This is a genomic window from Pedobacter sp. (assembly GCF_965279535.1).
Lineage (GTDB): Bacteria > Bacteroidota > Bacteroidia > Sphingobacteriales > Sphingobacteriaceae > Pedobacter.
This window is the reverse complement of the sequence record NZ_OZ257244.1, coordinates 4,057,760-4,072,371: the sequence shown is the minus strand read 5'-3', so window position 1 is coordinate 4,072,371 and position 14,612 is coordinate 4,057,760. Positions and strand designations below refer to the sequence as shown.

Below are 14,612 nucleotides of genomic sequence, written 5' to 3'. Positions count from 1 at the left end.
GCGAAACAATTCATTGAAGAGGCTATTGGAATAGATTTCAAAATGATAAATTCCTTGGTAAAACTTATAGTAATTTCTTTTTACGATACTGCCTTTCCACCTTATTGTTTAACAAATTCTCAAAATCAACTATCGCTTCGCAATGCTCATAAAAGTTCGAACTTCCGCGGATTGACTCTACCATAGTGGGCAAATCAAATTTTTGTTTGGTTTGCCCCTTTTTTTTGCCCTCAAAAACGGCCTTTAAAGTAACTAGAACACGTACAGCTTCATTCATCCGAACAGTTCGATGTTGTGTTCCGTCAAAAGTGATTTTTTGGGGATAGATCGAACTAATTAATCGCCTTTTTCCTTCAGAATCCGCCTCTATATATGTTTCATGAAGGTTTTTGAGCAATCCAGTCGCTTTTCCGATTAATTCACCAATATTCTCTTTTCCCCTGGATAAATCGATGAGTCTATTTTCAAGAATAAGGATATTTCTTTCACAGTCTGATTTTATTTTCCTGTACTCAAAATCAAGAATTACATCATTGAGCATTTTGTCCCTAGCCTTAGAAATTCTATTATTAAACTCCTCCAACTGGTTTTTTACATTTGACAATTCATTATTATCTTCACTTGAAAAAGCTTGGTAAACCTGTTTCAAAATCATTACATATACCTCATGCAACAGTGGATCTATAGTATATTTTTTAACTCCTCCACAAAAAGCTTATTGACTTTTCCCGCGTTATATCTCACCCCACACTTCGAAAAGCAATGGTAATAGTGATAGTGCTTGCTGTAACCTTTTGAAGCACTACCTGAGAGCATATAGCCACACTTTGGACATATCAGAAAGCCACGCAAGGGAAGCACATCAGGAGAAGATATAGTCGTCTTTTTTGGCTTGTTTCTGCCGTTCAAAACATCCATAGCTTTATAAAAGATGCTTTCCGAAACTATAGCTTTATGTTGCCCCATGACAGTATGGGCCTCCTCCTCCTTATATTTCGCAATAGGTATCCTACCGCAGTAAATGGGATTTCTAATTATCTGCCAAAAATTTTTTCTACCTGTCTTCAGCCCTTTATCCGATGCTGCCTTCCAGATCTGATCAATGAACCACTTACCCGTCGATAATTCGTCATATACCCACTTCAATTGACGCTTGGGGTTCTACAGGACAAATATACTTTCGCCCATCTTCTGTTACTTTGTTAGCATAACCTATGGGCGCTGGCCCCATCCATTGCCCTTCTTTCCTTGCTCTTCTCATTCCATGAAAAGTATTGAGCGCTCTTCTATCATTCTCTACCTCGGGAGCTGCGAGATAGAAAGCCAGCATCATTTTGTTTTCAGGGATGGAGATATCAAGAGGCTGTTCAATGGCCTGAGGCTCTATACCGAGATCAGCCAAAATTTTTATCATCTGATAGGCATCCCCCGCATTTCTGCTGAATCTGTCCCACTTGGTGAAAAGTACCAAATCCGTTTGTCCTCTTTTCTTTTTTAGATCAACCAATAATTTTTGCCAGGCAGGGAGTATGAAGCTTTTGGCGGAATGATCCTCAAAAACAACTTTCCTCACTTTGATATCTCTGGCGAAACAATATTTCTGTAAGACCTCTTCTTGGTTGCGTTGCGAATATCCCTTATCATCCTGTTCATCAGTACTTACTCTTATATATAAATTTGCTGTAATCATCTTTTTAAAACTTGCTCTACTTCCAAAATAGCTAAAATATATAGCAAATCCAAGATTTCCTTCGCTTGATTTATAGACATTTTTACTCCTTTTTTCTTTAACATTTCCATTAATTTCTCAGGGGTCATTCGGTCTATCGGAAGATGTCTCATAAGCTGTGGATAAACCTAAAATTAATTACACGTCAAATGACCATTTGTATACTACGTTCGGGATCACGTGTTTTTTTTGCCATATTTACTACTTTGGAATAATGCAATTTGGATTTACACCTTTTGCTTTCACAATAGTGATTTCGGATAATTTTTGAAATCAAAATTTATCGGTAGAAGCAAATTAGCATTACGCTATGGTGGGGTCCACAAGCCACAGATGAGCACTGGCCATTCTAATTTTACTCGAAACTTAGATAAGTTCCGACTTTGAAAAGGTTTATACTACTACCCATATAATTATAGCTTAAAAAAAGCATTTCTATTTTTAGCTTTCTTTGCTCTGCATTAGGGATATCTTACATATCGATATAATCTCGCATATTCGTAGTGTTCAAAACGTGGTCCATTTAGAATACCCTAGATTATTGTTTTTTTAGGATGCATTACCATTTTGATATTGCAGATTTTTTGGATGATTTATTAGTGTTTTAAGTATTTCCGAGTTCCGAGGAAATACCCGACCTCAAGGGCGCAAGATTTTTTGTGTATACAAAAATACATCTTGCAAAACACCCGCGTGGTTAAAGTATTCCTAGAGGTAAACTCAAAATGGTGGTATTATGAGACTCATAGATTTATCAAGTATAACAAAATCTACCGCATTATTTTCCAGACATCAGATTTATCAAATCATAGGATAAAGCGTCAATTTTATCATTAATATCAAACACATTTGATAAGATAATGACTGCCTTTTTTTCTTTAACCTTCATTACGATTGAAGATGAATACCCGCCTGTTCCTCCATTGTGCCAAAATAACTCGTTCCCATTTGTAGATTCCTGTTTGTGCCAGCCTAAACCAATTTTGGTATCCCCTTTGATTACAAAAGTTGTCGTTCTCGTCATTTCAAGTTCTTTATTTTTAGGATTAAATTGGGCATTTGCAAACTTTGCTAAATCTTCTGTTGTAGATAATATTCCTCCCGCACCAAACAAGACATCAAAATCCCAATTGGATATGATCTCTCCATTGTTATTAAGTCCTTTCACCAGCCTATTTCCCAATTTTTTTGAACTTGTAAATGAATTTGTCATTTTATACTTATCGAAAACTTTCTTCTGTAACAGGTTCTGAAAGTTAGTTTTCTGAGACAAGCCGAGGGAATAACCCAGCAGCCCGGCACCGAGGTTTGAGTACGAATAGCTTGGGGATGGTTTATTTTCGAGTTTTACTACACTTTTAAGATACTCTTCAATTTTGTTTTTGTCATAAAATTTATATGGATTCTGATCATTTGCTGGATTCAAATTTTCAGGCAATCGGGGTAAACCAGATGTATGATTAGCTAAGCTTTCAAAAGTCAACTTCATACTGTCCTTGAAGGCAAACGGGTAATACGAATTTATTACATCTGTTAATTTGAGCCTCTTACTTTCAACAAGCGAGGCTAAAACGGTTGAGGTAAATACCTTTGTTATTGAGCCAATTTCAAAAAAATTGCTTTGATTTTGAGCAGGCTTTATGGTGTCACTTATTTTTATAATTCCATAATAATTTGTTATTCCATTTTGAATCATGGCAATAGAAAGTTGCGCATTGATCGGCAAATCTTTGGATTTTGTAAAAATGAGTTCGCCAATTTCCTTTGGATAACTGCCCAACGAGTTTCTAGTTTTATTTTCACTTAGTTGCATTTTCTCGTAAGGCTTGATAAAGAACCCGCTAATTTGGTTTTGATCATTAAGCGAAATGTTGAACGCCATGACAGATTTTTCAAATTTAGTTTTATACAATGCATAAGGTTTCTGTTGGAAGTTGACGAACTCCATGCTAACTATATTACCTGCCTGGCTTTTCAAGTTGATTAGAAACGCTTTTGTTTTCTCAAGAGGCAATGCATTTTTCATTTCTTGTGAGAAATGAGTAAAAACCTCATCGTATTTATTCGCGTTGTAATCCTTCTGAAAATTGGCACTCGCCACCTTGTAATTCTCGGTCTGAGCGAATACCAAGCTTGTAGTAAAAATCAAGATTATGGCGACAAATATCCTTTTCATAAATATTGTTGTTATACTAGTAACCACCAACTTATACATAAATCTTTAACAATTATATTTTACATTTTCAAAGCAGGTGAATAACATGACGAGTTGGTTAACTTGAAGATATATTTTTTTTTAATGGAATGTTTAAATAAAATACCAAATCTCATAAGACGGTGGGATTTTTACAGGCCAAAAAAGTCTATATTAAAAGTTTTTTTCAAAAAACGAAGAATGGTATGAAAGTGCGTATTTCAATGAAGCGTACAGTCTGTTTCGTGGATATACCAATAAATTTGACCCCTTCTCGCCAATTTACAAATATACAGATAATCAAAAACTTACAATTAATCTATTACTGGTGAGACGGGGTCAATGTACTCCGGTTTATCCACTTAGTCGAGGATGTCAAAGTTTATTGATCTCAGAAATTGGCTATTGCAGATGTGACCAAAACAATAGTGATCAAATCCTCAAAATAATATATTAGCCTTAGAAAAAGATAAGATGACAGAAACAATTTTAGGCCTTATCGGAGTGCTGATTGGTGGAGAAACCAATTTGATTGCCCCCTGTCTGCCATTTTCAAAACAGAAACTAATAACCTCACCATTAATGGCAATAAGGTTGTCGAAGTGGAATCAGTTTATGGCAAATACATCCTCCCGTCCGCAGAAATAAGATTGGAACAAATGAATAGCATCTAGGTCGGAAAGTGGCATATGTCTTAAAGGTTTTCTCCATTTTGAAAATTCTCCATCTCTTTGCTAACCTCATCAAGTAATTGCTTTTCTGTTGGCAAATAAAGTTTGTACTGGCTGGCAATAATTTGTTTTTGTTCGTCAGGCAGGGTAAATTTTACAACTGCATCATTTTTATCGGCACATAGTAAAATCCCAATAGTTGGGTTTTCATGAGATAGTTTTTCGATGCGGTCATAGTAATTGACATACATCTGCAACTGACCGATATCCTGATGGGTTAATTTATGTGTTTTGATTTCAATGATTACAAAACATTGTAGCAAACGGTTATAAAATACCAGATCTACAAAAAATTCATCGCCCTCAATATGGATTCTCTTTTGCCTTGATACGAAAGAGAATCCATTGCCCAGTTCGAGTAAAAAATCCTGTAAATGTGTTATGATGGCACTTTCTAAATCCTTTTCATAATAAGAGGACTCCCTTTTTAACCCGAGAAATTCCAGAAGCATCGGATCCTTAATTATTTCTTTGGCATCAGCAGGCTGTTTTTCGTTTTTAGCAACAGCTAAAACACTTTCTTTATCATTGCTTAATAAAAGTCTTTCATAAAGATTACTATGAACCTGCCTTTCCAGTTGCCGCGACGTCCAGTTGTTCTTTTTTGTTTCAGCAACATAAAATTCTCTTTTTTCCTCATTGTCAACACTAAGGAGTAATTTATACTGTGTCCAACTCAATTGTGCATGCAGTGCATGCACAATCGGAAAAGTACGATAAAATTGGCGATAGAGATTCATCTGACGAACAGAAAAGCCACTTCCAAATTCAGGCTGCAACTTTTCTGAAAGGTATTTGATCAAAAAACTTCCATAATCTGCTCGGTCTTTGCTCTGCTGTTCTTCTTCAAAAATCCGTTTGCCGATATGCCAGTACATTAGCGTCCTTTGGTGATCGACAGCTCGCACCGCCCTATCATTGGATTGAGCTATGATCGCTTTCAGGTCTGATATTATAGATTGGTTTACAAGCATTTTAGGCTATAAATAAATTTACCTTCTAATTAGTAAAGATACGAAAAACAGGCAATTTAGTTGGTATCAGACGGACTTTTGATTCCGAATGAAATGTGAATTATCACGCTAATTAAGGAAAACATTTACAACTTTTTCTTTTTCCTATACTGCCCCTTAATCTTGTTATTGACCACTTTTTCAAAATTTACTACTGCTTCACAATGCTCATAAAAGTTCGAACTTCCGCGGATTGACTCTACTGATAAAAGCCCATCTTTCGATGGGCTTTTTTTGTATTGGACAATTTTATCTAATCGAGTCGAAGACTCTCTCTTATTGACTAATCCGTAGAACTCCTTAAGAACGCTACGGATAGTGGTGGCTTTAAGATAAGCATAGACATAAATTTTCTTGTAAATCAATCAATAGTCTATATCTTAGAGAATTAAGAAACGCTTCTATTCACGAAGAACGATTTTCACGATCAAAATATCTCAATGGACGAACCTATTATTATCAGAAAAGCTGCGCTAAACCTATATCTCTTAATAGTGCTATCCGTCGTATCGGAACTCTTTTTTATCTATATATTTAATGATCATTTTACAATTGTAACAGCATGCCTTATGGCTGTTTTTAGTATATTCCCTATATGGCTTTTTATTTATGCGCTTCGCGAGCTGATCAAAAAACACCTCTTATTACTTTTACTAATGAAAAGCTGATTATTAAGGAGCGTGATTTTTACCGATGGGAAAACATAGATAATTTTGCATTTAGAATAGAGGAAGTAGGACGCGATAATGCCGGCACCATCTACAAAAATTACATCACCCTATCATTGAAGGATGGCACTTCTGCCAAGATCCCCGTATCGCACCTCGACAGAAAGGCAGATGAAATCATTTACTTACTTGGCGAATATAAACGGAGTTCGGAAGAGATCAAAGGACGCCCATAAACAACTATATAATAATCAGTTAGTCCCCTCCCATTACAGATTCGACATTTCCCAATCGGTCACCCTACACCAAAACGCAGTTGGGTGTACAGGTTCATCCCTGTTTAACTTACCCACTCACAATATCTACTAATTTCTTCCCACAGGTTACCCTTCCTTCTAAACACCTCAAGGCCTCCTTTTCCACAGCGATCACCGCAATGATATTCCCAATAAATTGATACGAAATTACCATCATTGCTAATGATTGGTTTTGAAATCACAAAAAACGGCATTTTAGAAGCTGAAGAACTGTTTTTGGGTACTCTGATTATATTTAATCCTGTAGCTTCTGCGAAAATCCACTTACTACTATCAATGACTTCAGTCGGCCATTTTATCTCAATATTATTAATCTTGTCCGGTAAAGATGAAAGACACCTGCTACCAAATTAGATTTCTTTCTGACCTTATACAATCTCATTCATCCGAACGAAACTATTTAAACACGCCTTCCGGGATTGTGCCTGTCCACACGGCTGGCAACTTCTTCAGACCGAAAATTTTAGCCAAAACCAATGAAGTATTTTTATTCGAATTAAAGCTGGTGGTTAATCCACCTTTTCTAACCTTAGGCCCCGTAATGGCCCAGGGAACTTCCATTTCAGCTGCAGAAACCCCACCATGCCCTTTTTTAATCCCACCATGATCCGTGATCAATAAAATATGCATTTTTTGATACAAGCCGGCTGATTTTAGTTTTTCAACCAATATACCAATTTCAACATCAGCATCCTCAATGGCTTTAATATATTCAGGGCCCATCCAGCCAAACCCGTGGCCGGCGTGATCGGTATGAACGCTGTACAAATAAACCAATGTGGGGTTGCTCCTGTTCCGTTGTAAAAAATCAAAGGCTTTAGCATAACTTTGCTTATACTGATCTTGCGCTTCAAAGTAAACCTCATCAAGATACTTTTTATTTATAGGGTAAATGAGTTCCTTCCAGTTATAATAATACGCCGTTTTAGCATTTGGATATTCCGCTTTTAAAATTTTAAATATAGATGGGTAGTATCCTTCTGCATCAGTTTGAAGGGCTTTTAGCGAGTGTTTTTCCAATGTCCAGTCGTTGGCCGTTACACCATGCTCTTCAGGTCCCGATCCGGTTAAATGGCTGGTCCAGTTGGGCAGCGTTATAGATGGCATTACCGGCCTTGTGCTGAGGGACAATATGCCATCGGCAAATAAACGATCCAGGTTTGGATGTTTAGCCGCCTTGAAACCTTCAGCACTGAAGCCATCTAAACCAATGATAAGTACACTTTTATTTTGCGCCTGTGTAAGCGATACAACAGTAAAAAATGCAGTTAGCAATAAAAAAAATCTTTTCATTTATATCAATATTTAATCTTCAGTTTAACGCAACCCCACAGATTTCATAAAAAAAGGAATGTACAGCTAAAAAGAAATATAAATATTATTTGGCCAGCACACCTTCTATCATAAGAAAATCTGTTCGCAAATATAAATCAACTGCAAACTGTTTCTCCCCTATATATTGATGTAAAACAATAAGATTTTAACCTTGCCAATACGCCCTGTTTTATTTTAACAGATGATTCAGGGTCATAATTTCTTTGAAGCTAAATTGTATCGGCGAGTAATGCTTGTCGATATATGTTTCCGGCAGCTCCGGCCGAGATGGAATTAACTTAAAATCAGTTATTCCAAGCCCTATTTTATAGATTACTTCAGATGTAATCCTTCCAAAAGTAATACCCGTATCCCGTATGGTTTTCAATCTAATCCAAAAGTTGATGCTTTTATTTGGCCGATCAATCTTAGAGATAAACCATTGGTCATAGAAATCTTCTATAAAATTTCCAGGATTTAATAAAGAAGTAGTGTCCCGATATATCGTTTTGCGCAAAGAGTCAATAGCCCGTTCCGTATAGGGTTTAGCCAATGTGTTTATTTCAAAACGATGCGAACTTTTTTCATACAAAGGAAAATACTGTGGTTTTTCTTGTATAATGAATGCTTGTCCAAAGATCAGGCATTTTGAAAATCTAAAATACTTATGCTGTATTTTGATAATAGGCTCAAAATAGAATGTACCTTCTGCACTGGAATTGATTAACTCGGCCTTTACCTCACTTATATCATTAACCTGGCCTTTATATATATCGTTGGTATTTTCTATTTCAGTTAGTGCTATCTTTTTGTTTGGCAGAAAATAAAAGGTAAACATAAAATCGGCATTATCCCCAGCTAAGCTTTTGTAATGATCATCCAGTTTATATCGTAGGTTAAAAACATAGGCGGTATGTCCATCTTTTGAAACCGTTTTAAAGAGCTTAACAGTACTTAAATCATTCACTGAATTCAATGGTATAACTATATACCTCGATGTTAGCTTGCGCTCAGTTTGAGCAGAAGCTTTGGTTTGAAGGAACCAGAAAACTACAATAATTATGGCTAAACACTTAAGTCTCATGGTATATTCCTTTTTATCTCCCTGTTCCAGATTTAAACCTCAGCCAGATCAGTTAATTAGTTTAAAATCCTATTTAATAAATTTCTTAATGTCAATAACTTCCTTAAATGTGAATGGCACAGGAAAATTACTCCCCTTTAGGTACTCTCCAAGAAGCTCATAATAGGGGATTATGGTAAAATCTGTTACACCGAACCCAATTTTGTATTTAATTTCAGTTGTTATTCTACCAAAGGAATACCCGGAATCGTGAATAACTTTTAAGTCTATCCAAAAATCAATGGTTTTGTTCTGGCGATCAACTTTGGAGATAAACCATTTATCGTAAAAATCCATAACCCAACCCAATGTAAAGCGTTGTAAAGCAGTGGAATCTTTATTAATAACTTTTCTAAATGCATTGATGTTTTCCCGGGAATAGGGTTTATAAAGCAAATTCAATTGAAACCTTGATGACCCTGCCCCGTATTCTGGAAAATATTGCTCATCCTCTTGCAGTGAGAAAGCCTGTCCAACAACCACGCAGTTTTCAAAAGTATAGTACTTATTATGAGTTTTTATCAAAGGTTTGAAATACAAATACTCATCAAATTTAGCAGCTAAAAGACTGATTCTAACAGATCTGGCATCACTTGTTGATATTCTATTTAGTTGATTAATATCTGAAACCTCTTTAAGCAAAGTTCTTTTAGTCGGGAAAATATAAAATGTGAATATAAAGTCAGCATCTTCAGATACCCGGCTGCCGTTCTTTTTGTTTAATTTATACCTGGCATTTAGCACGTAAGCTTCCCGATTTAGGCTATCCTTTCCTTTGGCAAAGTTATAACCCACAAAATCACCGCTAATCTCATCAGTATCAATAATTACATATTGACTTGATGGAGCTTCCTGCTGCCCAAACGCAGAAAAATTATATAGAACAATTAATAACAGTAAAAGATATCTCATTTGGTTCATTATCATTTATATTAAAATAGCATCAATGGTTGCTGCGATTTAACGCCTTAAAGCAATTTGCACAGCCTCGGCGCTACTACGGTTTAGTTTTTATAATTACACCATCTTGTGTAGACGGGCTATAAGGAACAAAATAATTAGCTTCGGGAGAAAAGCTCGTTTGGAAAAAAAACAGAAATACGGCTAATAAACATATTTTTTTCATCGCAGCTTCTTAGTAAGCTACAGCACCTATTTTAACAGTTGTTCCAGGGTCATAATTTATTTGAAGCTAAATTGTATCGGCTAGTAAATCTTGTGGATATATGTTTCCGTCAGCTCCGGCCGAGATGGAATTAACTTAAAATCAGTTATCCCAAGCCCAATCTTGTAAGTTACTTCAGATAACGATAAAGGATGCTAAAAAAATGGTGTTGCGTGTGTGTTTCCATTAAAATATACCATACAGTTATTTGATAATACCAGGTCCGCCGCTTATGGCAGAAGTTGCATAATCAAAAACAACCGGAGCAGATAAAATGATCTTCCTGAAAGCCACAATCTTACCGGTTTGTTCATCAGAATTAACACTGGTATAAGTTTGATACAGGGCATTTATCGCTGCATCCATAGTGATAAGACTCTTTTTCTGATCTTGCTTTTTAATATCATCGCTTTTAACAGTATAAATAAACAATGGGATGATTAAAGTTGCTTTTTTATCTATTCCCAGCAAAGGGCTATAGTTGATTTTATAGAGCAATTTATAATTCGGAAAAAGTGTATAGGCAGTACTATCGTTAGCAGATATATTAATAGCCATTGATTTACCATCCTTGTGTTTTAAAATATTTATCTTAAAACTAAAAGCATACACCATAGAACTGTCCTTTAAAAGTGGTTTAGGGTTGTTTTTCAAAAAAACAGTATATATTTCTTTTTCCAACAAGCTGTTACCACCTTTTTGGGCAATATCTTGTGCAAATAACGATACGTTGAAAAAATTCGCCAAAAAGCCAATCAAAAGCAATAGTTTAAATGTTGTTTTCATCTTATTTTTTTTAAGGGCATTTAGTACCTGTGTAACCCAGCGTTCTTGTGTCTCTTTCTTGATCGTTAATGACTTTGTCAGATGAATTAGAAAGAACAACTCCAACTTTGGCTAAAGAATATGCCCTATCAACGTCATAATTTGGATTAAAGGTAAGAATTGCGTTTCTTAAACCATTTAGATAATTATTCGCTGCCATTTCAAAATGACCACTTACTTCTGTAAACAATGTTCGTCCGCCGTTAACCGATAAAGAGCCAAATCGATTGGCAAATTCTGTTGGTGATAACTGATGAGACATTTTATTAAAATAAGCATGTAAAGCCTCATGATATAAAGTAACCAAAATGTATTCCTGACTAGAATTCTTTAAAACATCAGGATTCAATTCAACTATTTCTTCATCGACAATGCCTGCAACGAAGTTGCCCGAAATTGTTTGTCCATCTATGGTTGTTCCAGCTAAGGCCTGATTAACTTTAAAAGTCAAATTGATATTATCGGTTATTCCAAATGTATTTTTCACAAGACTAGCTATTTGAGTATTTAGATTTGGAAGTTGCCTTAATAGATTTTGAGCGCAAGGATATCCACGAAGGCTATCTATTATATTTTTCTGGGCACATTCCGTTGTCCCCGTATTTCCCCCAATACACCCACAATCGGCGGTATAAGCACTCCCGTTTACATCCCCATTGCAATCTAACACCGATGTATAATCTCCTGATCCTGCACCACCACCACCTCCGCTGCCCATATCACCCATATCTCCATAGGGGCCATAGTCTATCCCCGATTCATTAAGACAATAGGTTTCAGAACCATTTTCATACCAATAATCACTATTTGCAACCCCTTCTACATAGTTGTGTCCGTAGTAACGTATAGTATAGCAAGACAATCGCCTCATGCCAATGGTGGTATAAAGCTCAGAAGCTGTAAGTTTAACCGGTACAACATCTCCTGTTTTACCAAACGCAAAAGCCTTAACAAAATGCCCGACCCAGTCTTCAACCAGTACCGTGCCTACAAATTTGGCACTCCCTTTCTGGCTGTGATCAGGAATCACAGTAACCCATTCTGCCCTGAACTTCCGTTTTCGATCTTTGTAAATCATCAGGTACGAGTTTTCAAGTGATTGGATAGATTGATTTTTCTGATCAGCACTGAAGAACAATTTTTTATCGTATTTAATGGGAACAATAACAGCCTCACCAAGGCTAATCTGCTTTGTTTTTGCTTTTTCCCAAAGTAACGATTTCTTTAAAGCATGTCGATAATTCTGATCGTTTGGAATGGCTTCAAGTTTATTTAAAACGTTTTCTTCAAAGTAGTTTCTGGCATCATCAATAAGCGCGGTTTGGCTCTCTGCTTCAGTTGCGGGGCTGTCTTTCTTACAAGCCTGTACAAACAATAGCAGGCCAAATAGTAACATCACATAAAATCCATAGGATTTTAAATGGGCATAAGTATTCCTCATCGTTAATTTAGATAATTGGTTAATAATTTTTGAGAGATGAGATGATCTAATTTAAAACTTTTATTTTAAAATGCAATTACTCAAAATGCGCCAATCATTCAATGCTACTAGCCTTTTACAGAAGCCAACCAGCAGATAAAACAAAGAAAACCAACAAATTAACAACCTTTACAAATAATAAAAGCTGGTTTTGTTTACCCTTTCTCTACTGTTTCTGTACCCTTTGTTTACCCTTTCTGTACTGTTTGTTTACCTCTCCTGTACCCTTGGTTAACCCCTGGTTTACTGTTTAGTTACTGTTTCCTTACCTTTTCTTTACTGTTTGCAGTGTTAAACATTACCCCAGGGGTAAAGAATGGGTCTGTTTTGGGTTACTAAAGGGTTAACTGTTTTACTGGCCGTTGGCACATTAGGTGCTTAGGGAGTTGTAAGTTTTAGGTTGTAAGTTGTAAGTCTGGGCGATTAAGAGTTAAAAGTTGAAGGTTAAAAGTTAAATTCAGGTGTGCTTAGAAAGTTGTAAGTTCTAGGTTGTAAGTTGTAAGTTGTCAATGCCTAAATAAGGTTGACCAGTGTTAGTTTACAATTTGCATTGATTTTCCAATATTTCTTATTTTGCTCTTTTGCATTGAGGTTTCTTTAAGTTGGCGTTCAAATTTAATTGGTGTGAGTCTTTGTAACCCAATATGTGGTTTATCAAAGTTATAAAGTTTAACGCTTCGGTCAACTTCTTTTATCAGCTCATTAAGATTCCTGATCCTTCTGTGCTTTAGATAATTGTTTTTGATTACACCGTTAATCCTTTCTGCTTTACCATTTTCCCAGGCAAATTCACACATACTGTTTAATATTTTGTGTTGTCTGGTCAGCTTGAGGAACTCCTTGTCATAATACTGGCCTCCACCATCTGAATGGAAGATCAACCCCTCCAGGTTTTCCCTTTTGCGTTCTTTTAGTGCCATTCTTAAAGCAGGGAGTGTAGTCTGGTCGGTTAGCAACCTGCCCGAGGTATGGTGCCCAAGGATACGCCTTGAAAAGGCATCAATTATGAAGGTTAGGTAATAAAAACGTCCGTTCAACTCAAAATAGGTAATATCACTTTGCCAAAGTTGGTCGATTTTGCTTAAACAAAGATTATTGGCAAGGTTCTCAAAGCGGGTAACGCCACTACTCTCGGTTGTCCTGCGCCAATTCTTAACCCGCTTAACGCTGAGGTTCTCATAGCTGCAATAGGCTTCAAATGCGTCCCGGCCGATCCCTTCAGGCATTAGCTTATAGTACATCGCACGGCTACTCATGGTAGGATGGTCATTCCTTAGCTGATGGATGATGAGAAGCAGGGATTCCCGGCATTCCCGATGGCAGGCGGTGCGACCAAGTTGCTGATGGAAGGCTTGCTTGCTTATCCCTATACTGGTGTAGAAGAAATTCATACTGTAGGAGAATCGTTGTCTGTTCCCCCAGAAATATCGGGCAGTCGGGTAGAAAGTTTTTTTTTAATATCCACACCATACATCTCTTCTGCGATTTCGATCTGCTTCTCACGGAAATCAAGCAGGATCTGCTTTTGTCCTACCATACGTTCCAGTTCTGCTACCTTTTTTTTCAGGGCAAGAAGCTCCTGGGTATCACTCTGGCTTTCAACTATCAAACGATCTTTTTTCTCTCTCATAATACCAAATTTAGCAATCCATCTGTAAACACTGGTGCGACTTACCTGATATTGTTTGCAAACATCTGATATGGAAGCCAGCCCACACTCTAGCTCCCTAACTTTCTGGACCTTGAAATTGTCACTAAATACTCGCATTAAACGCTCCTTAGAGTTTAATCCTAAAACTGTTGATGTTCCCATTTTTTATATGTTTAAAAATTTAAAAAACGGTCAACTTATTTCAGGCATCGACAAGTCTGGATGCTTAAAAGGTTAAAAGTTGTAAGTCTGGGCGCTTAAAAGTTCTGCTTCTGGCCAAATAAACAGCTAAGCAACTCACCTTTTTCTTTTTAAGATTTAACAAAAGCAATTAAAATATTTAATATCAACTGAAACCAACGAAGCGGAGGATTTGTTATTTTTGAGCAAACATCCCTAAAT

The 14,612-nt window shown here is 36.5% G+C and carries 13 protein-coding genes; 1 reads left to right on the top strand and 12 read right to left on the bottom strand.

The window, feature by feature from the left end; translation table 11 throughout:
• Positions 1-64 precede the first annotated feature (64 nt).
• From ACQY77_RS16680 to ACQY77_RS16660, 5 genes are all read right to left on the bottom strand, one after another.
• Entirely contained in the window at positions 65-649 is a 585-nt protein-coding gene (locus ACQY77_RS16680) for a hypothetical protein (protein ID WP_421941050.1), read from the bottom strand.
• 32 nt (positions 650-681) lie between these two features.
• A complete protein-coding gene (locus ACQY77_RS16675) occupies positions 682-1,146 on the bottom strand; it encodes a recombinase family protein (RefSeq protein WP_421941051.1) in 465 nt (154 codons plus the stop codon).
• Positions 1,130-1,690: a recombinase family protein gene (locus ACQY77_RS16670; RefSeq protein ID WP_421941052.1), complete on the bottom strand. Its 561-nt coding sequence runs from the start codon at positions 1,688-1,690 to the stop codon at positions 1,130-1,132. Before ACQY77_RS16670 ends, ACQY77_RS16675 begins: the two co-directional genes overlap by 17 nt.
• Before the next feature lie 817 nt (positions 1,691-2,507).
• The gene (locus ACQY77_RS16665; protein ID WP_421941053.1) at positions 2,508-3,905 is read right to left on the bottom strand and encodes a serine hydrolase; all 1,398 of its coding nucleotides are present in this window, start codon (positions 3,903-3,905) and stop codon (positions 2,508-2,510) included.
• Between the two features lie 712 nt (positions 3,906-4,617).
• A complete protein-coding gene (locus ACQY77_RS16660) occupies positions 4,618-5,628 on the bottom strand; it encodes a PDDEXK nuclease domain-containing protein (RefSeq protein WP_421941054.1) in 1,011 nt (336 codons plus the stop codon).
• Positions 5,629-6,262: 634 nt separating this feature from the next.
• Between ACQY77_RS16660 and ACQY77_RS16655 the strand changes: the two genes are divergently transcribed.
• Positions 6,263-6,571 (top strand): hypothetical protein, encoded by a 309-nt coding sequence (locus ACQY77_RS16655; RefSeq protein ID WP_421941055.1) that lies wholly within the window; start codon positions 6,263-6,265, stop codon positions 6,569-6,571.
• A gap of 477 nt (positions 6,572-7,048) precedes the next feature.
• Here ACQY77_RS16655 and ACQY77_RS16650 read toward each other — a convergent pair whose 3' ends face one another.
• The 7 genes from ACQY77_RS16650 to ACQY77_RS16620 all read right to left on the bottom strand — a co-directional run bounded on the left by ACQY77_RS16650 (position 7,049) and on the right by ACQY77_RS16620 (position 14,372).
• The gene (locus tag ACQY77_RS16650) at positions 7,049-7,945 is read right to left on the bottom strand and encodes an alkaline phosphatase family protein (RefSeq protein WP_421941056.1); all 897 of its coding nucleotides are present in this window, start codon (positions 7,943-7,945) and stop codon (positions 7,049-7,051) included.
• Between the two features lie 211 nt (positions 7,946-8,156).
• On the bottom strand, positions 8,157-9,050 hold the full coding sequence (locus tag ACQY77_RS16645; RefSeq protein WP_421941057.1) for a hypothetical protein: 894 nt from the start codon (positions 9,048-9,050) through the stop codon (positions 8,157-8,159).
• Between the two features lie 69 nt (positions 9,051-9,119).
• Positions 9,120-10,010 carry a hypothetical protein gene (locus ACQY77_RS16640; protein WP_421941058.1) on the bottom strand — a complete coding sequence of 297 codons (891 nt, stop codon included), beginning with the start codon at positions 10,008-10,010 and terminating at the stop codon, positions 9,120-9,122.
• Positions 10,011-10,458: 448 nt separating this feature from the next.
• Positions 10,459-11,040: a hypothetical protein gene (locus ACQY77_RS16635; RefSeq protein WP_421941059.1), complete on the bottom strand. Its 582-nt coding sequence runs from the start codon at positions 11,038-11,040 to the stop codon at positions 10,459-10,461.
• A gap of 10 nt (positions 11,041-11,050) precedes the next feature.
• A complete protein-coding gene (locus tag ACQY77_RS16630; RefSeq protein WP_421941060.1) occupies positions 11,051-12,520 on the bottom strand; it encodes a hypothetical protein in 1,470 nt (489 codons plus the stop codon).
• A gap of 572 nt (positions 12,521-13,092) precedes the next feature.
• Positions 13,093-13,950 (bottom strand): transposase, encoded by an 858-nt coding sequence (locus ACQY77_RS16625; protein WP_421939290.1) that lies wholly within the window; start codon positions 13,948-13,950, stop codon positions 13,093-13,095.
• Positions 13,947-14,372, bottom strand: coding sequence for a transposase (locus tag ACQY77_RS16620; RefSeq protein WP_421939148.1), 426 nt, complete (start codon positions 14,370-14,372; stop codon positions 13,947-13,949). The genes ACQY77_RS16625 and ACQY77_RS16620 overlap by 4 nt, the downstream gene beginning before the upstream one ends.
• Between the last annotated feature and the right edge of the window lie 240 nt (positions 14,373-14,612).